Here is a 24,296-nt window from a genome sequence, read left to right on the forward strand (position 1 = left end):
ATTATCGGTTAAACATCGACAAAACATTACAGCTGTTAAACTAATTTTCTTAGCAGCAATTCACTGAGGAAAGGCTGAAAACCGCCGAAATTGCGGTTATTGTGTAACAGAGATGCTATACAGATGATCCAGATCTCATTTTTCTGCCCGAAAAACTGGCAGCGCCGCTCTTTTCAACAGCACTGTAAAAAAAGTGTCATTAGCCAGTCGCTATGATGGCTTGCCGTTCGTGCACTGAACACGACAGAGAATCTGCTGTCGGTCACTACAGGGAGATAGACTATGTCACTCACACTCTGGCAATCTCGCTATGAAAGCTGGTTTCAGGCGAACTGGATCCACGACGACGGCGCGCACGATATTGCCCATTTACGGCGCGTCTGGATGAGCGCGCAGCGAATCATGACGGGTACACCCGCTGATCCATTGGTAGTGCTCACCGCCTGTTATTTTCACGATGTGGTTAATCTGCCAAAAAATCATCCGGAACGTCATCTCGCCTCAACCTATGCCGCCACGGAAACCCAGCGCATTCTGCAGCAGGACTTTCTCGATTTCCCTGCTGAGAAGATTGATGCGGTGATGCATGCCGTTAAAACTCACAGTTTCAGTGCTGGCATACCGCCTCAGACACTGGAAGCTAAAATCGTCCAGGATGCTGACCGGCTGGAGTCACTGGGCGCAATCGGACTGGCGCGCGTTTTTTACACGGCGGGTGCGCTGAATCGCCCGTTATTTGACAGTCAGGACCCGCTGGGCAGAGATCGCGAGCTGAATGATGTTAAGTGGACGCTGGACCATTTCCAGAAGAAGCTGTTGCGCCTGCCGGAAACCATGCATACCGAAACCGGCCGCATGTTAGCTGAGCATAACGCCGATTTCCTGGTGCGCTACATGGCGAAACTTTATGCCGAACTGCAGGGCAATCTGGTAGGGCTGGATGAGGGCGTACTGCGTGACTTCACCCCATTGAAAACTGAATATTAAATTTTTATGACAGTATATTAATCGAAACGGGCATCCGGTAGCGTGTAGCGATAACAAAAAGGAGCTGCCCGATGACCGAAACTGTTAATTTAACAATTAAAATTGATCCTGAGTTGAAAGAAACGATTAAACAGCTGGCGCTGGAAAACCAGATTTCAATGAGTCAGGAAATTGTGCAACGTTTGCAGGCCAGTCTGGAAACGCATCCCCATCCGGCGATTGATAATCAGGACATCACCGAAGAGGGGACTGAGGGATCAGGTGCCACTGACGTGAAATCCGATGGATTGAGCGCCAGCGAGTTGAAGCAGATTCGTCTGCTGCTCAAGAAACAGAGCAAGAAGAAGAAATAAAACAGAAACCCGTCGCAGGACGGGTTTTTTTATTTCAGAACCATTACGATTTCAGCTGACGTATATGTGGCAGCAGCAGCTGCGCGACTGCCGCAAACACCGGCACAACCACCGAGTTCCCAAACTGTTTATAAGCCTGCGTGTCCGAGACCGGAATGCGGAACGGCTCACGGCCAGGCACATCGAAGCCCATCAGACGGGCGCACTCGCGCGGGGAGAGACGACGGGGCCGTCGTGCCATATTGTCTGCATCCTGAAACGCTGCTTCGCCAACAGCGCTATCCCAGCCGCGGTCAATCAGAATTTCTGAGCCATCTTTATAGTACCGCGCCGACAGCGTTCGCACGCAGCAATCAGGATTACGCGGATCGTTAAGACCAAAACCAAAGCCATTGCCTTTCGCTTTGTGTTTTTTTGCATACTGGTAGAGGTAGCGCCATAACACCGGCGACAGAATATATTTGTCGTCTGGCGCGCGCTCCAGCAGGCTCTGCAGGCTGGGCACCTGCGCCGGATAGAAACGCCGGATGTCGCGTAGCGTAAAGTCCTGCTTCTTCAGGTCGCGGCGGATACCCACCAGCACAATGCGTTCGCGATGCTGTGGCAGAAAGTGACGCGCGTCGATCACTTTGGCGTCCGGGCTACCGGCTCCGGCATCGGCCACGTCATAGCCCAGCTCATCCAGCGTCTCCATGATAATGGCGAAGGTGCGGCCTTTATCATGGCTCTTAAGGTTTTTCACATTCTCCAGCACAAAGAAGGGCGGTTTCTTGGCGGCCAGAATACGGGCGACATCGAAAAACAGCGTGCCCTGCACCTGACACTCAAAACCGTGCGCGCGTCCCATCGCATTTTTCTTGCTGACGCCCGCCAGCGAAAAGGGCTGACAGGGAAAACCCGCCAGCAGTACCTGGTGATCAGGGATCGCCGCATCAATCGCGCGGTAAATCGCGTCGTCATCGGTCAGACCTTCCGGCTGGGTAACCTGACGGATATCGGTATTAAAGTGATGTTCCAGCGGATCGCTGTAGTGATTGGCTTTGTAAGTGCGAACCGCCTCTTTATTCCATTCACTGGTGAAGACGCACTTGCCGCCAATTGCCTCGAATCCTTTACGAATGCCGCCAATCCCGGCAAAAAGATCGATGAAACGAAACTCAGGATTATCATAATGGGCCGGTCGGGTCGGCAGCAGACTTTGCAGCAGCGACAGCTCCGCCTCGCACAACGGCGGCAAGGCGCTTTTACCCTGACGGATCCGGTTCAGCAGTGATGGCGTCCAGCAGGAAAACCCTGCCTGATGCAGGCGGGCCGTAAGATCACGAACTGAATAGATTGCCAGCACCTGCTGAACAAGCTCAGACGCGTCAGCAGATGAGGGTGCAGCAGAGAGTGGGGCAGCGAGAGCGGCGGAATGCATGCGTTTTTCCTTAACAGTAAGGCGCCTATGCTATCACTCCAGACGCTATGAGGAAATTGCCGGGATGTGCCCCGTGCCAGCGCCCCGGAAAGTTCTGTTTTTGCGGCATACTCTCCGAACTCATCCGGCGACAGCTTTCGCTTTTCGTGGCGCAGACTAAAGTTACAGAACCAGCAAAAAAGGAGAGGTTATGGCTGATGTTCACTCCAGCGAAACGCGCAGCAAAAATATGCGTGCTATTCGCGCTCAGGATACGGCCATTGAGCAACGTATTGCACTGTTGCTGAAAGACCGGGGATTCAGCTTTCGCGTGCAGGATAAAAACCTGCCGGGTCGGCCTGATTTCGTTCTGACAGAACAGCAGGCAATCATCTTCGTTCATGGCTGTTTCTGGCATCGCCATCACTGCTATCTGTTTAAGATGCCGGCGACGCGAACAGAGTTCTGGACCGGCAAAATCAACAGCAATGTTGAACGTGATCGGCGCTATGTGCGCCAGCTGCAGGAGGGCGGCTGGAAAGTACTGATCATCTGGGAGTGTGCGCTACGGGGCAAACTGCGCCTGACGGATCAGGATCTGCTGGAGCGGCTGGAGGAGTGGCTGATGGCGATGTCGGAGAGTGCCGAGGTCGACCATCAGGGTATTCATCATTACAACGCTGATTGCTAATCAGGAACATAATTGGTTAGATCTGCGCTTTCTCCGTGGCCAGGAGCCTAAATGAGCAGCATAAAACTGACGGTAAAACGCCTCTATCAGATTCGTGACGAGCGGATGGTTAACACCAAAGCGACTGCGCGGGTCTACTGCGGTGACAGGCTTATTGCCACGGAGGAGATTACCGGCATGACCGAAAGCCCGGTCAGCAAATATTTGCATGCTGAAGGCAAAGCAGGTGAGACGGTACGGGTGGAGTGGGATTGTGAGGGCATTGCAGAGATGACCGTTACGGAAATTGAGCGCTGCCCATGTTGTCAACATAACGAACCAGACTAAGGATAAGAATTTTGGCAGGCACCAGTTTACTGACTTTACTTGATGATATTGCAACACTTCTGGACGATATTTCCGTCATGGGGAAAGTGGCGGCAAAAAAAACCGCTGGCGTACTGGGCGACGATCTGTCGCTGAATGCACAGCAGGTCACCGGCGTAAAAGCCAATCGTGAGCTGCCTGTGGTCTGGGGCGTTGCCAAGGGCTCGTTCCTCAACAAACTGATCCTGGTGCCCATGGCGCTGGTCATCTCTGCGTTTGCGCCCTGGCTTATCACGCCGCTGCTGATGATTGGCGGGGCCTATCTCTGTTACGAAGGCGTTGAAAAGGTCATGCACACGCTACAACAGGATAAGCAGAGCAAATCACCGGAAGCGCGCAAGCAGCGACTTGACTCACTGGCTAAAGAGAATGCGGCAGAGTTCGAGAAGAAGAAGATCAAAGGGGCGGTGCGCACGGATTTCATTCTCTCTGCTGAAATTGTCGCGATTACCTTAGGGATTGTGTCGGACGCACCGCTGCTTAACCAGGTGATTATTCTGGCGGGCATCGCGATTCTGGTCACCATTGGCGTGTACGGCATCGTGGCCGCCATCGTGAAAATTGATGACCTTGGCTTCTGGCTGCGTGAAAAAACCTCGCGGCTTGCGCAGGGCATCGGCAGCGTGCTGCTGGCTGCAGCGCCCTGGTTGATGAAGATTCTTTCAGTGGTCGGCACCATCGCGATGTTCCTTGTGGGTGGTGGCATCGTGGTGCATGGCATTGAACCGCTGCATCACCTCATCGGGCAAGTCAGCAGCGGCTTTAACGGCTGGATCGCCATGCTCCTGAGTAATGGCGCAAACCTGGTGCTTGGTTTTATCATTGGGTCGATCGTGCTGTTAGTGGTTAACCTTATTGCCAGAGTGCGCGGAAAATCGGTATAAAGCGCACTGTGATTTACGGTCAGGAGAATGACGATGAACGACGACATGTTTGAATTTGATATCGACGCACAACTTGAGCAGGCTGAAGCGAAAGCGGAGAAAAAAGCCAGCGAAGTGCCGGATGATCTCGGCGACGAAGCCGATTGCGAAGGCTGTAAAATCTGACGTCAGCGTCAAGACTTCATCAAAGCGGATAAGTTTTTATCCGCTTTTTTTATTTTCCGCATATCCAGCTGATTAATTGCGAATTTGCCCTTTTTTTGCGTGCCTTAACAGGCAGGAACCTTCTTCGCCTGCTATAAAGAAAATAGTCACTCAGGTTAATAACACACAGGTAAACAAAGGAGCGCAATATGGTTTTCGCAATCAGTGAAGAAGTGCAGCACAAGGAACAGGGACAGACGATGGTGGTGACCGGCTTCGCGAGTGGCATGGTGGAATGCCGCTGGTACGACGGTTATGCTGTGCGCAGTGAAGCCTTTCGTAGTGATGAGCTGAGCGCCCTGAATCCTGAGCAACTGGCGAGCTAATAGCATACAGGCCTGTGGGTCCAGTGACCCGCCAGGCCCGCTTAAAGTTTATTGATGGCCCGGCACGTCCCTGTGCCGTCCTGTTTCAGACATTCCCGTCGTTATCCTCTTCAACGGCCTGATAGATACGCTGCAGCACGTCCGGAAAAGCAGACTGGACACGGCTCCAGCTCGGTATAAACGGCTTATCGTTAGGTCGCTCAATAAAAGCCTGGCCCGCTTCCAGAATGGACTGGGTAAACATCTCTACTGCTGCCTCTTCCACATGCTGATCAAACTTCAGCCCGTTCATCGCCGCTTCGTGGTTATAGGTCTCCATCATATCCAGCGCATTACGGTAATAGGTTGCCTTCAAAACACGAAACGAGTCGCTGGTCAACGGCACACCCATGGTGGCGAGCTTACGCAGCAGTGACTGGACGATATCGCTGCTCATACGCTTCAGGCCGCCGGTGCCATCATCTTCCGCCAGTGGCTGATGCTTGTGATCGTAATTATCGGCGATTTCCACCTGGCACGACTGACGGGTGGTGTAGTTGCGGTAAATCTCTGACAGCACACCAATCTCAAGCCCCCAGTCGCCGGGGATTTTAATGCCGTTCAGCACATGGGTTCGCATAGCGAACTCGCCGGAGAGCGGATAGCGGAAGCTCGACAGATAATCCAGATATTCGGAATGGCCATAGACTTTCTGCAGCGAGCGCAGCAGCGGCCCGACCAGAAGACGGCCTACGCGGCCATTAAGCTTGCCATCCGCAACCCGCGCATAGAACCCTTTACAGAATTCATACTGAAACGCCGGGTTTGCCAGCGGGTAAAGCAGACGGGCCAGCATGCCGCGCTCATAGGTGACAATATCGCAGTCATGCAATGCCACACAGCTGGTGCGGTCCGACGCCAGGGTATAACCGGTACAAAACCAGACATTGCGGCCTTTACCCGGATTGGTGGGTGACAGACCCTCTTTATCCAGTTCCGCATCGATCGCCTTGAGGCGTGGGCCATCGTTCCACAGAATGCGATGCCGTTGCGGCAGACGGGAGAAGAATTCGCGGGCAAACAGGAACTGGTCGCGGTCGGCACGGTCCAGACCAATCACGATTTCATCCAGATAAGGCACTTTAGCCAGTTCATCAACGATTTTTGTCAGCGCCGGGCCTTCAAGTTCAGAAAATAGCGATGGCAGGATCAGCCCCATTTTGCGTTTGCGGGCAAAGCGTACCATCTCTTTTTCCAGCGACTCCACACTGCGGTGGGTAAGGTTGTGGAAGTTAGTGATTACGCCATTCTGGTAAAAGTCACTCATCGCATCATCCTTTTAATGCCCGTGGGCAGCTTATTGAGATTGAGTCAGAAAATAGTCCAGCCCTTCACGCCAGCCTTCAGGGCCATGATGAGCCGTGTGATAAACCTGAGCAGGGTTGGTCCGGCTGAGTGTCACCGGCGTTTTACTGTAGCCTTTAATCACCACGGCATAATCAACCGCATCCAGCATCGGCGCATCATTAGGCCCGTCGCCCAGGCCGATTGTGGTGCGTGTCTCTCCGGGGAAGTGATCCAGCAGCCAGCGTAGCGCTTCGCCTTTGCCGCTCCCGGCGGGCAGGACATGCCAGAAACGTCCGCCCTGGGTCAGCGCCAGGCCTTGAGCGCGTAGTGCGTCATGAAAACGATCAAAGGCTTCGTCACTGTCGCGCCAGACAATGACTTCAGAAGCGTCGCGCTGACGGGACAGCGCTGATTCCGCTTCGCTTAATCCAGTCATTGAGGCAACTTCCGGATCAGAGAAGTCATGAAAACCGGTAAAGCGAAAATCTTTTTTTAAAGCAGCCAGGCGCAGACAGAGGTTGTCATAAGTCAGCGTGTTGTCAGGCAGGCGAATCCGCTGTTGATCCTGTGTCTGTATCACTGCGCCATTCTCAGAAATAAACGGCGAACCGCTGATGCCGAGCCTTTTTTGCAGCGGAATAATTTCGGCGGCTGTTTTGCTGGAACAGATCACCAGCGGAACCGCATGGTGTTTCAGCGTGTTGAGCCACTCGGTGGCCGCATCCCAGCGATAGGTATGATGGTCCAGTAGTGAACCATCCAGATCGGTAATAACCATTAACGGCTGGTGGAGATCGGGCATTAACAGGCTCCTTTCATCACGTTCGCGGCTAAAGCGGCGATTTTTCAATATTATAGTTGAATATGGCTCACACTTTTTTTCCTGCGTCATTGGCCCGAAATCCAGGATAATTCTTAAAACCAGGTCGCAATAATCCGAGGGATGCATGAAGTGTGCGGGGCGCAATGACCAGCTGGCGCGGTGTTTCCGGTAACATTTTTCCATATCTGTCTGACATGTTGCAAAAATGTGCATATCTGATGCTTGTTTCAATCCAGGGATAGGGTAATCTGCAGAGGTGTTAAGAATTCCCTGGTGTAACGAATGAGTTTTTTACCCGGCCTTCCCGCCGGGTATTTTTTTGAAATCGATTTCAGCCATCAAATTCTCAGGCGCGATAATTCGAAATGTCGATCTCAAACGCCTCTGCCAGTTCGGTGTAGGAGTGAAAAACCCGGCCTTCAACTTCCAGCCGTGGCTGCTGGTCCTGATCCATATACTCCCGAATTTCTCCAGACGTTCTGGCCTGAATAGCCGTTAGTAAACCCTCGATATCAACCTGTAAATCTGACGGCTGACCCTCGCTGTGCTGCATTTCGTCTTTCATTTTCTGACTCCTGAGAGCAAACAGAATATTGAGTATAGAACCTGATGCAGAAAGGCGGGCGCGGGCAAATTTCAGGCAAAAAAAAGCCCGCGCTGCGCGGGCAAAATCCTTGTTACTTGCATGTTGGCTGCACCTATTGGGGTGGTGCAGTCAGGGAAGTGTATAGGCGAGGCGCGTAAGAAATCTTGCGGTAAAACGTTAAGATACTGCAAAACTTTATCCTTACTCAGATTTACCTGACTTTATGTCCTGACAGAGCATATTCAGCTATAGTTGATAATAAAGCTGATTTTTATCAATACCTAAAGGAATGGTCATGGACATTTTACGAATTATTATCGCGATATTGCTGCCACCACTGGGCGTGTTTATGCAGGTTGGTTTTGGCGGCGCATTCTGGCTGAACATCCTGCTGACGATCTGTGGTTATATCCCGGGCATCATTCACGCCGTCTGGGTTATTGCCCGCCGGTAACGCGCTGCATTGGCACGGTTCTTCGTTTAGACTGTATTCAGGATATTATCTGGAGAACCGAAATGAAGGTAAATGACCGCGTCAGCGTTAAAACCGATGGCGGCCCACGTCGCACAGGCAACATTCTGGCTATGGAGCCATTCAATGAAGGCACTATGTTTTTAGTGGCGCTGGAAGATTACCCATTGGGTATCTGGTTTTTTAATGAAACAAACCAGCCGGATGGCATTTTTGTAGAGCCTTGCCACGATGCCTGAACCTGAGGCGCAATAAAAAAGCCGCGTTTCCGTATACGGAAACGCGGCTTTTTGCTGTTGGTAATCCCCCGGCAGTCGTCGCCCGCCCGGGATGATTGCCGAAGAGCTTAGAAGGTTTCCCAGTTATCAGTACCGGTGGCGAGCGCAGGACGTGCTGCCAGTGCCGGTGTTTTGAGTGGTGCAGCGGCGCGTGGAGCCACACCTGCGGTAGCGGGGGAGTCGTGCAGGCGGAATGCGGCTACCGCCTGTGTTAATTTACCGGCCTGATCTTCAAGCGAGGCTGCTGCGGCTGAAGCTTCTTCCACCAGAGAGGCGTTCTGCTGGGTAACGTTATCCATCTCGGTAACCGCCTGGCTCACCTGCTGAATGCCACGGCTCTGTTCATCCGACGCTGCTGCAATCTCTGACATAATGTCGGTGACGCGACGGACTGCTTCTACAATTTCACCCATCGTGTTCCCGGCCGCGCCGACCTGATGCGAACCGTCATTGATCAGCGTAACCGACTCCGCTATTAAAGATTCTATCTCTTTAGCAGCCTGCGCACTGCGCTGGGCCAGATTTCGCACTTCGCTCGCTACCACCGCAAAACCACGTCCCTGTTCACCGGCCCGTGCCGCTTCAACCGCCGCGTTCAGCGCCAGAATATTGGTCTGGAACGCAATGCTATTAATGACATTGGTGATCTCAGCGATTTTCTTCGAGCTGCCGGAAATATTGGTCATGGTTTTCACGACATTATTGACCAGATCGCCTCCGCTGCGCGCTTTGCCTGAGGCATCTGCGGCGAGCTGACTGGCGTGATGCGCATTCTCGGCGTTCTGTTTCACTGTGGCGGTAAGTTGTTCCATGCTGGCTGCGGTCTGCTCCAGTGCCGCTGCCTGCTGCTCGGTACGGGATGAGAGATCGGTGTTACCGGCTGATATTTCGCTGGAACCCTGATAAATGGCCACTGCGCCTTCACGCACCGTACCCACGGTGGTCACCAGCGACTGCTGCATCAGCTGCAGATTGTGGATCAGTGTACCAATCTCACTGCGACCAAAGGGCAGGGGGGCGGAGGTCAGATCGCCCTGCGCAATACGCTCGATACGCAGCACAGACTGACGCAGGGGGCTAATGACCACGCGGCGCAGGAACACAAAGGTCAGCAGCACCAGCACCAGTGCGGCACTGAACGCCACAGCCATTGAGATAAAGCCGATGCGCGATTGCTGATCCGCTTCAGCGGTAATGGCATTGGCGCGGTCAGTACGAATCTTGATCGCTTTGAGTAATACCGCGTTGTACTCGTCATCCAGCTTGCGGGTAACGTCCGTCTCCTGAGCGATAATGCCCTCAAAACTGCCCTGTTTACCGGAATCGATCATCGGTATCAGGCCTTTATTGATGTAATTGTTGAAGCGGGTCTGCAGTGTGGCGTCCAGTTCAACGTCTGCTGGCGTCTTCACTACACGCGCCATATAGACCGCGAACCCCTGCTTTGCCTGTTGAATACGTTTTTCAGCGGCGGCGATATTGGCACGAAAATCGTCCATTTCACCGATACGCGCGGCGGCACCCGCCTGAATAATGGTCAGTCGCGCAGTACGCAGGTGGTTTGAACTGTTAGAAAGGCCCATACGAACCTGAATTTCGTCCGTGGCATCATCAAGTGAGTGGTTGCTTAAAATCAGAAAGTAACTGGCGACACCAATGCAGAGTGCGAACAGCAGCAAAATGCCGCCGAAGATCAGGCTAAACAGCGGCACCAGGCGGAGATTCTGCCAGATGCCAGCGCTTTTCTGTCCATCATTATCTAATGCAGTGTTCATATCCTTGCTCTCTTGAGGCTGTTGTTATAAGGCATAACATCGGCAAAAGAGCGAAAAAGGTTAGCAGTAAGAATGAGACATGGATCGCAATTTAGTGCAAAAAAAAACCGGCCATAGCGGCCGGTTCTTCAGGATTTACGATCAGCGAATATTAACGTAAATACCCGAGGTCACATTATCGGTCAAACGCACCACATGATAAATAACCTGCTTATTATGGGTTTTGATTTTGCGTTTAATATTACCTTTGTGTGACGATACCGTTTTGGCCTTAATTTGCATTTTATCTGAGATCTGAATGGTATCATGACCTGACATCCACATCTTCAGCATGTTTGACTCAGTCTGGCTCAACGTTAATGGATGAACATCCATGCCAGAAGAGATGCGTGCAGACTGGTTAAGCTTCTTCTGCAAATAGGTGCCGAGTAAGGAGTCCAGGGTCGATGTCTTCATCGATTTTGATGTAATAATCAGGTTCTTACGAACGTAGAGATATTCCTCAAAATGGATATTGCTAATCGCCATGAATATAAAGAACAGTGTGTCCGGATGCTGCGTAATAATACTGCGAATACGTTCACTGGAATCTGACTCATGAATGAAACAATCTTCATTAATAAAGACGACACCAGGATTTAATTGCTCACATTTCTGCTGTAGTTGCTCAATATCGGAGACAGAAGAGATATTTTTCTTCTTAACTCCTTTTAAAGACATATAGTCTGATAATCCCAGGCGTGTGTAGTTGCAGGAATCCATAATAATAGTTGGCATAATAGCGACCCTCACCAATTTGTTATCCGTTTAAATCAACGATGAATACGCGTTGCGGTACGAGAGAGATTTCTTAGATACTTTTTATTCTGCTCGTGCAGTTTGGCAACAGGCAACCGCCCGTAAAAGTCTTCATCCCTGACCCGTTCTGCAAAAATTTTGTGCCGCCATGACGTCACACACTCTCCGACCATGGCGGGGGAGTGCCAGTGAAGTGTCGGAAGCAGTAAAACTCATTTTTGAGAGCTGTATCACTATCCTAGAAAACAAAGCGTTTTCTGATAGGACAATTCTCAAAAACATTTGTTTTACGAAAGTGTGAAGTCTCAACGTGCGTTGACAATGCCGGAAAAACACTTTTTTAACAAGAAAAATCACTTAAAGAATTTTTTCTTGTAAATACAGTGATTTGCCGATTTAGCCTGCACATTCACAGTCTGACCGCTTCTGTGAACCACCCAACTAAAATACGCGAAGCCCGGTTTAATAAGAATTATTTTCAGACTCTGCGCACGTTTATCAGAATTTCCTTAGTTGCATTCTGGAAAACATGGTTCTGAAGATGCATGGATGGTTTTGTGATACTTAAGTGTCATTTTGCAAAGGTAGTTAGAAACTTAATGTTCAGGGACGGGATAGTTCTGTCAGGAACAGGGCGAGTAAATCAAAAATTTCACCGAATAAACGTTCACAGAACGGGGCTAGCAGGGGCATCAGCAAGCTGATGGTTAAAATTCCAACTGATAAGGTAATAGGGAAGCCAATTGCGAAGATTGATAACTGTGGTGAAACACGATTTAACAAACCCAGTACCAGATTTACCATGAGTAACAAAACGATTAAGGGCAGCGCTAACATCATGCCGTTAAGGAAAATTAATCCGCCTGACTTCACCAGCGCCATAAACGCGTTGGCATTTACCGGCTCACCGCCAATCGGCAGCGTATGAAAACTGTCCACCAGCAGCGAAATCAGCCACAGATGCCCGTTAAAGGTCAGGAACAGCAGCATCGCCAGCATGTCGAGAAAACGGGCCAGCACTGGCATGTTCAGGCGGCTGCCGGGATCGAAAAAGGTGGCGAACGAGATGCCCATCTGCAAACCAATCACTTCACCGGCAAGGCGCACAGCCGCAAACGCGAACTGCATGGTGAAGCCGAGGGCAATACCTATCAGCATCTGCTGAATCAGCAGCAGAAAGCCGGGAGGTGAAAACAGCGTCACATTAACAGCCGGTAACAGCGGCATGACCAGCCAGGTGATCATCACCGCCAGACCGATTTTGACACGCTTGCTGATAGATCGTTCATTGAGGATGGGAGCAGTGGCGAATAATGCCATGATGCGCACCAGAGGCCAGAAGAACTGGCTGACCCAATGAACCAGCTGGCTGCTATCGAGAGTAATCATCAGCCGATGATGTATGGCAGGTTAGTAAAGACGGTGCGGATATAATCCAGCAGCAGATTCAGCATCCACGGACCGGCAATGATACCGGTGGTGGCAACGGCCAGAATCTTAGGAATAAAGGATAAGGTCTGTTCGTTGACCTGGGTCGCCGCCTGGATCAGGCTGATCAGCAGGCCACTGACCAGGGCTGCCAGCAGCAGCGGGGCGGCCAGCATCAGGGCGACGCGCATCGCTTCCTGTCCCATTACCATTACTGATTCAGGTGTCATATGTTGCTCCGGTAAGAAAAGGGGGATCAGGAGTAGAAGCTTTGCGCCAGTGAACCGACCAGCAGTTGCCAGCCATCGACCAGAACAAACAGCATCAGTTTAAACGGCAGCGCGATAGACGCTGGCGGGACCATCATCATTCCCAGCGCCATCAGCACACTGGCAACCACAAGATCGATGATCAGGAACGGGATAAACACGGTAAAGCCAATCTGGAACGCCGTCTTCAACTCGCTGGTGACATAGGCGGGCAGTAGAATGCGCATCGGCACCGCTTCAGGGCCGGCAATTGGGGCGGTATTCGCCAGACGGGCAAACAGCGCTAAATCGGCTTCGCGGGTCTGACGCAGCATAAATTCGCGCAGTGGCTGGGCGCCTTTATCGATCGCCACATCCATGCTGATCTTGTCCTGACTGAATGGCAGATAAGCGTCCTGATAAATTTTGTCGAACGTCGGCGCCATAATAAAGAAGGTCAGAAACAGCGACAGTCCAAGCAGCACCTGGTTAGGCGGCGCCGAGGGCGTGCCAAGGGCGTTACGCAGTAAGCCAAACACGATGATGATGCGGGTGAAACTGGTCATCATCAGCAGCACGGCCGGAATAAAGGTCAGTGCAGTGATAAAAACCAGCGTCTGAACCGGCAGGGACCAGCTCTGACCGCCGTTCGGCAGTGAGTGGCTCACCAGGCCCGGCAGCTGGGCATGGGCAACCGGTGCCAGTAACAGCAGTGGCAGTAAAGGAAGCAGTCGACGCATCATTGTGGTTTTCCGGGACGTTTAACCAGGTTCTGTAACAGCTGACGAAAATCCTGTGGCGCACTGTTCACCGGCGTCACAGCGACCGGTTCACCCGGCGGCAGCGTGTGCAGATGGGTAACCTGCTGTGCGGTGACGCCCAGCACCAGACGGGCATCGGCGGTATCGATAATCACCACCCGCTCACGCTGGCCCACCGATACGCTGGCGGTGAGTTTAAGCTCCTGGCTGCTGACCTTTTTCGGCGCGAAGCCGACACGGCGTGCCAGCCAGGCGCAGGCCAGAATCAATAAGATAATTACGGCTAATACGCTGCTGACCTGAGCCAGCATAGAGCCGGTTGAGATCGCCTGAGCGTGCGGTGCAGCCGGTTGCAGCGTTTGATTCTGGCTATTCATAATGTGACTCTTAGCGACTCAGACGACGCATACGTTCAGATGGGGTGATGATGTCAGTGATGCGCACGCCATATTTGTCGTTCACCACGACAACTTCACCCTGAGCGATCAGGTAGCCGTTGATCAGAATATCAAGCGGTTCACCTGCCAGGCCATCCAGCGAGACCACCGAACCCTGCGTTAAACGCAGCAGCTCTTTAATGGTCATTTTGGTGCGACCCAGTTCCACGGTGAGTTTCACCGGGATATCCATAATCAGATCGATATCCTGCAGCGATCCAGCGACGTTGCCGCTGTCGAATGATTTGAAGACGTCGTCGGTCTGCGGCGCACTGCTGCTGCCGACCTGCTCATTCATCGCTTCAGCCCACAGATCGTCCGCAGAGATATCGTCAGACGGTTTATTACTGTCAGTCATGGGGCTGTTCCTCGTTCAGCGAATTCAAAATCGGGTTAATCAGGTGTTCGACACGGAGCGCGTACTGACCATTCATCGTGCCATATTGGCTGGTTAAGACCGGGACGCTATCGACATGGGCGATAATGCGTTCCGGCTTCTCAATCGGCAGCACGTCACCGGGTTTCAGCTGCAAAATCCGTGACAGACGCAGTGAGGTTTCGGCAAAGTGCGCAATCAATTCCAGCTCAGAGTGCTGCACCTGTTTGACCAGGTTGTCGCGCCAGTGGTTATCTTCCTGACGAGAGTTTTCGAGCGGTGGGTTCACCAGCAGCTCGCGCAGCGGTTCAATCATTGAAAACGGGATGCAGATATTAAACTCACCCACCAGGTTACCAATCTCCACCTGGAACGGCGTGTTAACCACGATATCGTTCGGTGAAGTGGTGATGTTGGTGAACTTTACCTGCATCTCTGAACGTACATACTCAACGTCCAGTGGATAAATGGCTTTCCATGCGTCGCTGTAACCATCCAGCGCCAGCTTCAGCATGCGGCGAATAACGCGCTGCTCGGTATGGGTAAACTCACGGCCTTCAACTTTCGTCGGAAAACGTCCGTCGCCACCAAACAGGTTGTCGACAGCGATAAACACCAGGCTTGGTGAGAACACCACCAGCGCTGTACCACGCAACGGTTTCAGGTGGATCAGGTTCAGGTTGGTTGGCACCGGCAGATTGCGGGCAAACTCATGATACGGCTGAATCTTGATCGCCCCGACGCTGATATCCGGGCTACGGCGCAGCAGGTTAAACAGCGCCATACGGAAACTACGGGCAAAACGCTCGTTAATAATCTCCAGCGCCTGCAAACGCTCGCGCACCACGCGGCGCTGGGTATTCGGATCGTAAGGACGAATATCACCTTCCGGTCCGTTTTGTTTCTTTTCTTCTTCCGCGCTGCCACTGTCGCCGTTTAAAAGGGCGTCAATTTCAGCCTGGGAAAGAATGCTATCGCCCATTGATTCACCTCAAAATGAAGGCAGTAAACAGCACGTCGCTTACAGCCTGCGGAGGTTGACCTTTTACCAGCGGGGGTGTCAGCGCCTGTTTGATTTGTTCAACAAGCGCCTGCTTTCCTTGCTCTGTCGCCAGCGTCGCAGCGCTTTGACGCGAGAGCAGCAGCAGCAAACGGCTGCGCACCTCAGGCAGATAGTCATTCAACCGACGCCGGGTATCCTCATCGGCCAGACGCAGGGTAAAGCCTACGTAAAGCACGCGGTCGGGATCGTTGTCGGGATTGACCAGGTTAACCGTAAATGTATCAAGTGCAAAAAAGACCGGAGCGGGAGGCGGTTCAACTTTCGCCACCTCAGGCTTATCGCCCTCATGTTTATTCATCATTCGCCAGACTGCATACCCTGCCGCGCTGCAAGCGGCCAGCGTTACAATGAGCAACACTGGTATTAAGAGTTTACGTTTGCGGCCTTTTGCTTTCGCGTTATCAGACATGGTTGCAGTTACTTCCTGTGAATTATGGGCAAGCCTCTCGGCTCACGGGACAGATTATCCGCGTCTTAAGTCAAACCAATGGGTAGATAAGACGCGGGTTTTACGCTTACCTTCAGCGTTTGCCGCTGTCAGGCGAAAGTATCGACGGCGCTGTTGCCGCTAACACGAGCCTGAAGGGCGGCGGGAACGGCAATCGGCGTAATGTCGGTGTCACTGTCCTGGGTGAGGGAGAAGCGGCCGTGCTCTCCATCGCGGCGCGCCTCCTGTTGTTGCTGGAATTGCTGGCCCTGCGCGGAACTGTCACTGCTCACCTGACTCTCGCCCAGGTTAATACCGCTTTCTGCCAGCGCACTGCGCAACTGCGGTATTGCGGCTTCCAGTGCCGCTCTGACGTGGCTATGGCCGGAAACCAGATTAATTTGTGCCTGGTCGTTATCCAGTTTCAGGCTGATCTGGATAGCGCCAAGGTCTGCCGGATGTAAACGCAACTCCGCGTTCTGCTGGCCGTTACGCGTGAACATCACAATCTGCTGACTTAGCGCCTGTTGCCACTCGTCGCTGCCCAGCTGTGAGTTCAGCGTTGGCGTTGACGGGGTGCTGATGGTCGCGGAGGCGGTCACCGCGGCGGGCAGGCTGCTGGCGGTGGCAACGGGCATCGCGTTGATCGTGCTATCGCTGGTGCTGGCTTTGATCGCTTGATCATCCTGCTTAACCATATTGCTCAGTGCCTGCTGAAAACTGCTATCAAGCGTCAGGCCATTGCCTGTTGCACTCTGCGCGGCGGTGTTGCTCTGGCTGGCGGCAGTCGCGACGGCAGGTTTGCTTTGTGCGTCGCTTCTGACTTCAGCCTTCTCATCGTCACCTGTTTCGTGGCCCGGCTGTGCGCTGCTCAGCAGTTGCGTCAGCGACGTCTGACTTTTCCGGCCGGTGTCGGTCTGGGCAATCAGCTCGCCCGCCTCACTGCTGACCGGGGTCGACGGCGTCGCTGTCGGTGTCACCGCACCGGGTAACATGGCGAACAACGCCTGCACATTTTGCATGTCAGTGGCGCTTAAGGGTGCCACGTCCGGCTTGTCTTTATCATCGGCTGATTTTGACCCAGCTTTAATATTTTCCGGTTTAAACAGGGCGGTCAGCGCAGCAGGATTATCCAGCGCCGCCATCAGTGCATTCAGGGGGGCCTTCGGGAGGGCGTCATCAGCCTTTTCTGCTTTAGCGTCAGCGGATTGCGCCACTTTCCCATGCTGTTTCGCCAGGCCGAGCAGCTGGTTTCCCAGCGCAGTCAGAAAGTCCTTAGGCAGCGCGTCTTCACCCGCTGCAAGATCGGTTGAAACTGATGGTTCCGCGTCGGTTTTAACCGACGCTTTCGTGGCAATATGTGGCAGCGTAATCATTCGCCTCTCCTCGATGCGGCCCGTTGGGCAAATTCGTCCATCCGTTTCTGATCGAGACGGTTTTCCTGTCGTAATGCATTTTCTGCTGCACGCGTTATCAGCGTCTGATAAGCGTTCAGCCGCTGCTGTTTGTCGCGCCAGTTGATCAGCGCCTGTTCCAGCCGCTGATTCCAGTTATTGAGCTGGTTGCGGTGCTGCTCAATCGCTTTTTCCAGCGTCTGAATAAACTGGTGATAGTTGGTCCAGCGGGTGCTGGCAATACCGGATGACATATCGTCGTTGAGCTTGTTGCGATACTCATCCTGATAGTCGAGCAGCATCGTCAGCTGCTCGTTAGCGGCGTGCTGGCCGCGACGCATATCGCCTAAGTAGATGGCGGCACGTTCGAGATCCTGCTCCGCGAGGTCGCGCAGCGTATCGATGGCATTTGCAGTTTTCATTGCCGTTACCTCGTGTTAATTCGTGTGACTAGCCAAACAGCGCATGCAGATGCAGGCTGGCGTCGTCGTAATCGCTGCGCTCAAAGATGCCCTGTTGCAGGAAAGCTTCCATCTGCGGATAGAGCGTGATCGCTTTATCCAGCATCGGATCGCTGCCGGCGGCATAGGCGCCGACGCTGACCAGATCGCGGTTTCGCTGGAAGCTGGAAAGCAACTGCTTAAACTGGCGCACCTGTGCATAGTGGTTCTCATCGATCAGATGCGTCATCGCACGGCTGATCGAGGCTTCGATATCGATGGCCGGATAGTGACCCGCTTCGCCCAGCCGGCGTGACAGCACGATGTGGCCGTCGAGAATGGCGCGCGCGGAGTCCGCAATCGGGTCCTGCTGATCGTCGCCTTCGGTCAGTACGGTATAAAAGGCAGTGATCGAGCCGCCGCCGTCGATGCCGTTACCGGCACGCTCAACCAGCGCAGGCAGTTTGGCGAACACGGAAGGCGGATAGCCTTTGGTTGCGGGCGGTTCACCGATTGCCAGGGCGATCTCACGCTGCGCCATGGCGTAGCGGGTCAGGGAATCCATAATCAGCAACACATGCTTGCCGCGGTCGCGAAAATCTTCCGCGATGCGGGTGGCGTAAGCGGCACCCTGCATACGCAGCAGCGGTGACACGTCGGCCGGCGCGGCAATAACCACTGAACGCGCACGGCCTTCAGCACCGAGAATGTTCTCGATAAAATCTTTTACTTCACGGCCACGTTCGCCAATCAGACCGACCACGATCACGTCGGCTTTGGTATAGCGCGCCATCATGCCGAGCAGGACGCTTTTACCCACGCCCGAACCGGCGAACAGGCCCATACGCTGCCCGCGACCGACCGTCAGCAGGGCGTTAATAGCCCGCACGCCGGTATCCAGCACGTCGGTAATCGGCGTACGCTGCAGCGGGTTAAACGGCGGGGTGTTCAGCGGTGCGCGATAGCCGGTATCCGGCGACGGCAGGCCATCCAGCGGTCGACCGCTGCCATCAAGTACGCGGCCCAGCAGTTCCGGGCCCAGCATCATCTGTTTGCCTGCCTGCGGGTTCTCACCGTTCTGGCGCGCATAGACACGCGCACCCGGTAAAATGCCGTCCACTTCTTCCAGTGGCATCATCAGCAGTTTCTGCCCGTTGAATCCCACCACTTCGCTTTCGATTTCACTGATGGTTTTGCCATCGTTGCGTTCGATCACACAGGTTGCACCCAGTGGCAGCTGTAAGCCGGTCGCTTCCAGCACCAGGCCGGTGGCGCGGGTCAGGCGGCCATAACGGCGCACCGGCTGCACCTGGGCGATCCGTTTCTCAAAGGCGTCGAGCGAGCCAAGCCAGCGATTCAGACGGGTGGTCATTAAATTTCTCCAGGTGCAGCAAGTCGGCAAAGTTCCTGCCAGCGCGTCGCGACGCTGGCATCCAGATCGCCATCTTCTGCGCTGAGTTTGCAGCCGCCAGGATGGAGTGTGCTGTCTGCGATCAGGCGCCAGCCATGCAGGTCCAGCGTCGGACCCAGGGTCTGCTCGATACGTTGTAAGTCATCCGGGTGAACACGCAGCTGTGGTTTGCCGCTGAACATCGGTTCCTGCTGCAGTAATCCCTGAATCTGGCGTAGCAGGGCGGTACCATCTACCGTTGTCGCCTGACCAATGACCGAGCGAGCCGCTTCCAGCGCCAGCTGCATCAGACGGGCAGCGATGACGCTGTCGAGGGATTCCAGCGTGTTCTGAAACTCCGTCACCAGCTGCTGCATCCGCGCCTGAAGGGGCGCCTGCTGCTGCTGGGCATCGGCCAGACCCTGCTGAAAACCGGCGTCATAGCCCGCTTTCTGACCTTCGGTTACACCCTGCTGATAGCCTTCGTTGTAACCCTGACTCTGTGCCTCTTTCCGCATCTGCTGCTGCAGACGTTCAAGCTGCTGTTGCTGCTCATCAACGCCATCGCCATCTTCAGCGTCGTATATTTCTGGCTGCAGCGCCGGTTCAGGCTCATCAAAACGGCCTAAATCATTGGGCTGCCACAGCTGCCAGGGGCGGGCAGAAAATGCATCAGACATACGTTTCCTCGCCACCACCAATCACCATCTCGCCAGATTCGGCCAGGCGGCGAACCACCAGCAGGATTGCTTTCTGTTCGTTTTCCACTGCCGACATCCGAACCGGACCACGGTTGGCCAGATCGTCGCGCAGGATATCGGCCGCACGGGCTGACATGTTTTTGAGGAATTTCTCGCGCAGTGGCTGTTCGGCACCTTTCAGTGCAACCAGCAGCTGCTCGGACTCCACTTCCTGCAATAGACGCTGGATGCTGCGGTCGTCCACGGCCACCAGGTTTTCGAACAGGAACATCTCGTCGATAATTTTCTGTGCGAGTTCGCCATCGAAGTCGCGTACCGCTTCGATAACGGCCTCTTCCTGCTGCGTTTTCATCAGGTTGATGATCTCGGCTGCCGTTCTCACGCCGCCCATCTTCGCGCGCTTGAGGTTGGTGCCATCCAGTAGGCCGTTCAGTACTTCGGTCAGTTCGGCCAGCGCGGCTGGCTGCACACCACCGAATGTCGCGATACGCAGCATCACATCGTGACGCAGACGTTCGTCGAACAGCGCCACGATATCCGCAGCCTGGGCACGCTTGAGGTGCACCAGTATGGTCGCGATAATCTGTGGATGCTCGTCGCGAATAAGGTCGGCGGCGGCCTGCGGTTCCATAAAGTTGAGCGTTTCCATACCGCTGGTGGTTTCGCGCGTTTCGAGAATGTCCTCCAGCAGGCTGGAGGCACGCTCTTCGCCCAGTGCACGTGTCAGCACTGAACGCAGGTATTCGTTAGAGTTAAGGCTCAGTGCCGCGAACTGCTCAGCATCTGCTTCGAACTCACGCAGCACCTCTGTCAGCTGTTTGTGCGACACCTGACGCATATTGGCCATCGCACCACTAAGATGCTGCACCTCGCGCTGATTCAGGTGTTTGAAAACTTCCGCAGCACGCTCTTCACCAATGGTCATCATGAGGATGGCGCTTTTTTCGGTTCCGGTCAGACTCATAGCTCTTTACTCATCCATTCGCGAATTACCAGCGCGACGACGCGCGGATCGTTTTCTGACATGTCGCGGATGCGTTGACTCATCACTTCTGCGCTCATGCGGTTGTTTGACTTACGTTCCTGATCCAGCTCATCTTTGCTGAGCTGCACATTAAAGGCTTCTTCCTGCGGCTGATCAGTAGCGGCGCGGGCGGCAACGGCTTCAGCAGCGGCTTTCTCTGCGGCCTGCTTGCGAACCAGATGCGGACGAACCATCTTGCGGTAGAGGACGAAGGCGACCAGAGCAACCAGCAGCCACTTACCGGCATCCATCAGCTGATCAAAGAAGGACTGCTGTTGCCAGAATGGCAAATCAGTGGTCACAGGTTCAGTGGTGTTAAACTGCGAGTTCACCACGTTAATGCTGTCGCCACGGCTCTGGGAGTAGCCCATCGCTTCGCGGGTCAGGTCTTCAATCTGCTTCAGTTGTTGTTCATTCAGCGCAACGGCTTTGCCTTTATCATCTGCACGGAAGTTCACCACCACCGCAACCGACAGGCGCTGTACGTCGCCGACGTTGACTTTGGTATGACGAATGGAGCGATCCAGCTCGTAGTTCACCGTGTCATCACGACGTGAATTCGTCGGGCCTGAGCTGGCCGGTGCAGTGCTTGTGGTCTGGCTGGCGTTATTCGCCGCATTGTTCTGACCATTCGCGGCCTGACCATTGCCTGCGTTGTTAGGTGTAACCTGCGCGGTGTTGGCTGGCGCCGGCTGGTTAGAAAGTGCGCCCGGCACGCCGCCCGGATAAGGGCTGCCTGATTGATCGCTGGTGCTGGTCTGACGCGAACGAATCGCTGAGTTCGACGGATTAGCGTTAGGCTGATATTTCTCGTCAGTCTGCTCGGCAGTGTCGAAGTTAATCTGCGCGGTAACCTGCGCATGCACATTGCCCTGGCCAAGAATCGGATTCAGGATCGCTTCAATACGTTGCTGGTAACGCGCTTCAACTTCAGAGGAGTACTTCAGCTGCGCGTCATTCAGATCGCGACCGGCAGAATCAGAACGGGTCAGCAGGCGTCCGGTCTGATCGACCACCGTCACGTTGCCCGGCGGTAAACCGGCGACGCTGCTTGAGACCATGTGGGCAATGGCCTGAATCTGACCTTCATCCAGCGCACGGCCAGGTTGCAGCGTTAAGGTGACAGAGGCGGAGGGTGCTTTCTGCTCACGCACAAATAAGGTGGGTTTAGGCATCGCCAGATGAACACGGGCACTTTTGACCGGGCCCAGCGATTCGATGGTGCGCGCCAGTTCGCCTTCCAGCGCGCGCTGGTAGTTAACCTGCTCGCTGAACTGGCTGATACCGAACTTCTCTTTATCCAGCAGCTCGAAGCCTACCGAGCCGCCTTTCGGCAGACCCTGCTGAGCCAGACGCAGACGCAACTCATGCACATTCGCTTCAGGCACCATTAATGCGCCGCCGTTTTCGGCGAAGCGATAGGGAATGTTCATCTGCGTCAGCTGCGTGACGATGGCACCGCCATCCTCATCAGTGAGGTTATTATAAAGGACGCTATAAGATGGCTGTTTCGCCCAGAGCACCATCGCGATCACGATTGCTATGACAGCAGCCGCGGCGATGACTAAAGGAATACGCGGATTTGCGCGCAGGCGAGCTAACAGGTCACCGAAGCCTTTCTTTTCTTGTTCTGTTGTGGCGGCTGTACTCGCATTCATGACCGTTTCCTGCCTGACGTAATTGACCGGGTAAGTTGAGATGGCAAAACAGACTCCCTGACCTGCGTAGATAAAATTTCCACTTCAATGCCAGGCATTATTAGGTGATAAGCAAAATTCGATGGCTGGATAAGGTAGGGTTTTTGATGTTATTTAGCGGCTTTGTCTCATTGACAACGTGCTAACTTTTGCTCACATCAAAAATGTCACCCTCTTTAAAAGGTATCGTTCATGTCCATTCAGGCAATTGACGGCGTACTGCAGCAGCTACAGGCGACCTCACTGCAGGCCAGTAATCGCAGCAGTGAAGCACCCAATCAGATCGATTTCGGCGCGACCATGAAAGCGGCGCTGGATAAGATCAGCGAGACGCAGACTACCGCACGCACCCAGGCGCAGGATTTTGAAATGGGGAAACCCGGCATCGCATTGAATGATGTGATGGTCGATCTGCAGAAATCGTCAATCTCAATGCAGATGGGAATTCAGGTCAGGAACAAACTGGTGTCGGCGTACAGCGAAATTATGAATATGCAGGTTTAGGCGGGTAACTGCCTGAAGCTGTTGAGGTTTATCATACTGCCACTTTAGTGGAGCACGTATGTAGCACAAGATCGCTCATTTTCGTGTTGATGAGTGATAGCTGGTCGGTATTGTTCTCTGACATCCAGGCGCCATAAACCCGATACACCCTCTGCGCATCGGAATGACCCATTTGCGATGCAAGGTAGTTCGGGTTTGCGCCTGCTGAAAGCGCCCAGCACGCAAACGTATGACGTGACTGATAGGCTTTCCGGTGCCGCAGGCCTGCACGCTTCAGTGCGCCGGTCCATGTCTGTCCCAGTGATTCTGTTGAGTAATATGCTCCCGACCTGCCGTTGAGTGCGTTAACGCAGGGATTGAACACAAATGTCTTCTGTTCCTCAATGCGCCCGCCATACTCCCTGGTATGAAAGTTGAATGAGGTCTGAGGATACATTCGGGTCAGCTCCCTTTAATCACGCAGAATATCAACGGCCGCATCTATCAGGCATATGACACGGTTTCCGGCTTCCGTCTTAGGTGGAGTGAATAAACCCTGCGGTGTCAGGTTGCGGCTGACGGTCAGCTTCTTCGCTTCAAGGTCAACATCCTCCCACGCCAGCGCGCATATCCAGCGTGCCACTAATCACAAGCATTTTCTGTGCCACTGTACAAGAGTTCATTCCCAACTCGTATCTCTCCATATTGTCGATTAATTTATTTGTTTCTCTAAGCTTCCATTGTTATAAATTTCTATAGAAGTTATTCTCTGAAAATCTTTGAATGGTATGTCTCCGTTTATTACAATGAGCGGGCATTTGTCATTCGCATTTTTTTCAATATCTGAAGGTAATCGTTCCCATATAGACCGTCCCATGATGAAATTAAGATAAGCCCTGACTCGGGTGCTATTGTAAATCGATACACACTCATAATCTTTTACACCAGTCACTTTGTTAGCTATGACGATGTTTGCTTTTTGTATATCCTTCCAGTTTCGAAACTGACCAGTGTCAGCTCTATATGTTACAAATGATACAAGGCAAGAACAGATAACAAATATTACTGGTGCTAGAACGTATTTTCCTTTTGTGACCAAAAAGATCTGACACATCATTATTGAAATCATGAATGAAAGCTTTAAGCGATCAAAAGTATA

At 53.3% G+C, this 24,296-nt stretch carries 29 protein-coding genes; 10 read left to right on the top strand and 19 right to left on the bottom strand.

Going from position 1 to position 24,296, the window contains the following annotated elements; translation table 11 throughout:
• Nucleotides 1-282 precede the first annotated feature (282 nt).
• Nucleotides 283-987 (top strand): phosphohydrolase, encoded by a 705-nt coding sequence (locus tag NP77_RS09660; RefSeq protein WP_003854432.1) that lies wholly within the window; start codon nucleotides 283-285, stop codon nucleotides 985-987.
• A gap of 71 nt (nucleotides 988-1,058) precedes the next feature.
• Nucleotides 1,059-1,340, top strand: a complete 282-nt coding sequence (locus NP77_RS09665; RefSeq protein WP_003854433.1) for an Arc family DNA-binding protein — start codon at nucleotides 1,059-1,061, stop codon at nucleotides 1,338-1,340.
• 43 nt (nucleotides 1,341-1,383) lie between these two features.
• Here NP77_RS09665 and dcm read toward each other — a convergent pair whose 3' ends face one another.
• Nucleotides 1,384-2,760 (bottom strand): DNA (cytosine-5-)-methyltransferase, encoded by a 1,377-nt coding sequence (gene dcm, locus NP77_RS09670; protein WP_039659965.1) that lies wholly within the window; start codon nucleotides 2,758-2,760, stop codon nucleotides 1,384-1,386.
• Between the two features lie 190 nt (nucleotides 2,761-2,950).
• Between dcm and NP77_RS09675 the strand changes: the two genes are divergently transcribed.
• From NP77_RS09675 to NP77_RS22875, 5 genes are all read left to right on the top strand, one after another.
• Nucleotides 2,951-3,430 carry a very short patch repair endonuclease gene (locus NP77_RS09675; RefSeq protein ID WP_003854438.1) on the top strand — a complete coding sequence of 160 codons (480 nt, stop codon included), beginning with the start codon at nucleotides 2,951-2,953 and terminating at the stop codon, nucleotides 3,428-3,430.
• Nucleotides 3,431-3,481: 51 nt separating this feature from the next.
• The gene (locus tag NP77_RS09680) at nucleotides 3,482-3,757 is read left to right on the top strand and encodes a hypothetical protein (RefSeq protein ID WP_003854439.1); all 276 of its coding nucleotides are present in this window, start codon (nucleotides 3,482-3,484) and stop codon (nucleotides 3,755-3,757) included.
• Between the two features lie 11 nt (nucleotides 3,758-3,768).
• Complete coding sequence (locus NP77_RS09685) at nucleotides 3,769-4,680, top strand: DUF808 family protein (protein WP_003854441.1); 912 nt, start codon at nucleotides 3,769-3,771, stop codon at nucleotides 4,678-4,680.
• Between the two features lie 33 nt (nucleotides 4,681-4,713).
• A complete protein-coding gene (locus NP77_RS23950; protein ID WP_003854444.1) occupies nucleotides 4,714-4,845 on the top strand; it encodes a hypothetical protein in 132 nt (43 codons plus the stop codon).
• A 188-nt stretch (nucleotides 4,846-5,033) separates the two neighbouring features.
• On the top strand, nucleotides 5,034-5,210 hold the full coding sequence (locus NP77_RS22875) for a YodC family protein (protein ID WP_003854445.1): 177 nt from the start codon (nucleotides 5,034-5,036) through the stop codon (nucleotides 5,208-5,210).
• A gap of 85 nt (nucleotides 5,211-5,295) precedes the next feature.
• On the opposite strand, the gene NP77_RS09690 is transcribed toward NP77_RS22875, so the two are convergent.
• From NP77_RS09690 to NP77_RS09700, 3 genes are all read right to left on the bottom strand, one after another.
• Nucleotides 5,296-6,516 (bottom strand): glycosyl transferase, encoded by a 1,221-nt coding sequence (locus tag NP77_RS09690; protein ID WP_003854447.1) that lies wholly within the window; start codon nucleotides 6,514-6,516, stop codon nucleotides 5,296-5,298.
• Nucleotides 6,517-6,546: 30 nt separating this feature from the next.
• The gene (locus NP77_RS09695) at nucleotides 6,547-7,338 is read right to left on the bottom strand and encodes a mannosyl-3-phosphoglycerate phosphatase-related protein (RefSeq protein ID WP_039659967.1); all 792 of its coding nucleotides are present in this window, start codon (nucleotides 7,336-7,338) and stop codon (nucleotides 6,547-6,549) included.
• 367 nt (nucleotides 7,339-7,705) lie between these two features.
• Nucleotides 7,706-7,924, bottom strand: a complete 219-nt coding sequence (locus NP77_RS09700) for a DUF2525 domain-containing protein (protein WP_003854453.1) — start codon at nucleotides 7,922-7,924, stop codon at nucleotides 7,706-7,708.
• A gap of 316 nt (nucleotides 7,925-8,240) precedes the next feature.
• Here NP77_RS09700 and NP77_RS22880 point away from each other — a divergent pair, with 316 nt between their 5' ends.
• Together NP77_RS22880 and dsrB are read left to right on the top strand one after the other, a co-directional pair.
• The gene (locus tag NP77_RS22880) at nucleotides 8,241-8,399 is read left to right on the top strand and encodes a YqaE/Pmp3 family membrane protein (RefSeq protein ID WP_003854456.1); all 159 of its coding nucleotides are present in this window, start codon (nucleotides 8,241-8,243) and stop codon (nucleotides 8,397-8,399) included.
• Between the two features lie 62 nt (nucleotides 8,400-8,461).
• Entirely contained in the window at nucleotides 8,462-8,656 is a 195-nt protein-coding gene (dsrB, locus tag NP77_RS09710) for a protein DsrB (RefSeq protein ID WP_039659969.1), read from the top strand.
• A 107-nt stretch (nucleotides 8,657-8,763) separates the two neighbouring features.
• On the opposite strand, the gene NP77_RS09715 is transcribed toward dsrB, so the two are convergent.
• The 15 genes from NP77_RS09715 to fliF form a co-directional block, all read right to left on the bottom strand.
• The gene (locus NP77_RS09715) at nucleotides 8,764-10,470 is read right to left on the bottom strand and encodes a methyl-accepting chemotaxis protein (protein WP_003854460.1); all 1,707 of its coding nucleotides are present in this window, start codon (nucleotides 10,468-10,470) and stop codon (nucleotides 8,764-8,766) included.
• A 141-nt stretch (nucleotides 10,471-10,611) separates the two neighbouring features.
• Nucleotides 10,612-11,247 (bottom strand): transcriptional regulator RcsA, encoded by a 636-nt coding sequence (gene rcsA, locus NP77_RS09720; protein WP_008926881.1) that lies wholly within the window; start codon nucleotides 11,245-11,247, stop codon nucleotides 10,612-10,614.
• A gap of 624 nt (nucleotides 11,248-11,871) precedes the next feature.
• The gene (gene fliR / locus NP77_RS09725) at nucleotides 11,872-12,657 is read right to left on the bottom strand and encodes a flagellar biosynthetic protein FliR (RefSeq protein ID WP_003854464.1); all 786 of its coding nucleotides are present in this window, start codon (nucleotides 12,655-12,657) and stop codon (nucleotides 11,872-11,874) included.
• Nucleotides 12,657-12,926, bottom strand: coding sequence for a flagellar biosynthesis protein FliQ (gene fliQ, locus NP77_RS09730; RefSeq protein ID WP_003854466.1), 270 nt, complete (start codon nucleotides 12,924-12,926; stop codon nucleotides 12,657-12,659). Before fliQ ends, fliR begins: the two co-directional genes overlap by 1 nt.
• A 26-nt stretch (nucleotides 12,927-12,952) precedes the next feature.
• Nucleotides 12,953-13,684: a flagellar type III secretion system pore protein FliP gene (fliP, locus tag NP77_RS09735; protein ID WP_031593200.1), complete on the bottom strand. Its 732-nt coding sequence runs from the start codon at nucleotides 13,682-13,684 to the stop codon at nucleotides 12,953-12,955.
• Entirely contained in the window at nucleotides 13,684-14,082 is a 399-nt protein-coding gene (gene fliO, locus NP77_RS09740; protein WP_003854470.1) for a flagellar biosynthetic protein FliO, read from the bottom strand. Before fliO ends, fliP begins: the two co-directional genes overlap by 1 nt.
• Before the next feature lie 10 nt (nucleotides 14,083-14,092).
• Complete coding sequence (gene fliN, locus NP77_RS09745) at nucleotides 14,093-14,500, bottom strand: flagellar motor switch protein FliN (protein ID WP_003854471.1); 408 nt, start codon at nucleotides 14,498-14,500, stop codon at nucleotides 14,093-14,095.
• Nucleotides 14,493-15,500 (bottom strand): flagellar motor switch protein FliM, encoded by a 1,008-nt coding sequence (gene fliM / locus NP77_RS09750; protein ID WP_003854473.1) that lies wholly within the window; start codon nucleotides 15,498-15,500, stop codon nucleotides 14,493-14,495. The genes fliN and fliM overlap by 8 nt, the downstream gene beginning before the upstream one ends.
• A gap of 4 nt (nucleotides 15,501-15,504) precedes the next feature.
• Nucleotides 15,505-15,990, bottom strand: coding sequence for a flagellar basal body-associated protein FliL (gene fliL / locus NP77_RS09755; RefSeq protein ID WP_003854474.1), 486 nt, complete (start codon nucleotides 15,988-15,990; stop codon nucleotides 15,505-15,507).
• 128 nt (nucleotides 15,991-16,118) lie between these two features.
• Complete coding sequence (locus NP77_RS09760; RefSeq protein ID WP_039659972.1) at nucleotides 16,119-17,384, bottom strand: flagellar hook-length control protein FliK; 1,266 nt, start codon at nucleotides 17,382-17,384, stop codon at nucleotides 16,119-16,121.
• A complete protein-coding gene (gene fliJ, locus NP77_RS09765; RefSeq protein WP_003854478.1) occupies nucleotides 17,381-17,824 on the bottom strand; it encodes a flagellar export protein FliJ in 444 nt (147 codons plus the stop codon). Before fliJ ends, NP77_RS09760 begins: the two co-directional genes overlap by 4 nt.
• Before the next feature lie 28 nt (nucleotides 17,825-17,852).
• The gene (fliI, locus tag NP77_RS09770; protein ID WP_003854480.1) at nucleotides 17,853-19,214 is read right to left on the bottom strand and encodes a flagellar protein export ATPase FliI; all 1,362 of its coding nucleotides are present in this window, start codon (nucleotides 19,212-19,214) and stop codon (nucleotides 17,853-17,855) included.
• Complete coding sequence (gene fliH / locus NP77_RS09775) at nucleotides 19,214-19,912, bottom strand: flagellar assembly protein FliH (protein ID WP_039659975.1); 699 nt, start codon at nucleotides 19,910-19,912, stop codon at nucleotides 19,214-19,216. Before fliH ends, fliI begins: the two co-directional genes overlap by 1 nt.
• Nucleotides 19,905-20,897: a flagellar motor switch protein FliG gene (gene fliG / locus NP77_RS09780; RefSeq protein WP_003854483.1), complete on the bottom strand. Its 993-nt coding sequence runs from the start codon at nucleotides 20,895-20,897 to the stop codon at nucleotides 19,905-19,907. Before fliG ends, fliH begins: the two co-directional genes overlap by 8 nt.
• On the bottom strand, nucleotides 20,894-22,615 hold the full coding sequence (gene fliF / locus NP77_RS09785; RefSeq protein ID WP_039659977.1) for a flagellar basal-body MS-ring/collar protein FliF: 1,722 nt from the start codon (nucleotides 22,613-22,615) through the stop codon (nucleotides 20,894-20,896). Before fliF ends, fliG begins: the two co-directional genes overlap by 4 nt.
• A gap of 231 nt (nucleotides 22,616-22,846) precedes the next feature.
• Between fliF and fliE the strand changes: the two genes are divergently transcribed.
• Nucleotides 22,847-23,158: a flagellar hook-basal body complex protein FliE gene (gene fliE, locus NP77_RS09790; RefSeq protein ID WP_003854485.1), complete on the top strand. Its 312-nt coding sequence runs from the start codon at nucleotides 22,847-22,849 to the stop codon at nucleotides 23,156-23,158.
• The last annotated feature ends 1,138 nt before the right edge of the window (nucleotides 23,159-24,296 follow it).

The sequence above is a fragment of the Pantoea sp. MBLJ3 genome, assembly GCF_000816655.1.
GTDB classification, from domain to species: Bacteria; Pseudomonadota; Gammaproteobacteria; order Enterobacterales; family Enterobacteriaceae; genus Pantoea; species Pantoea eucalypti.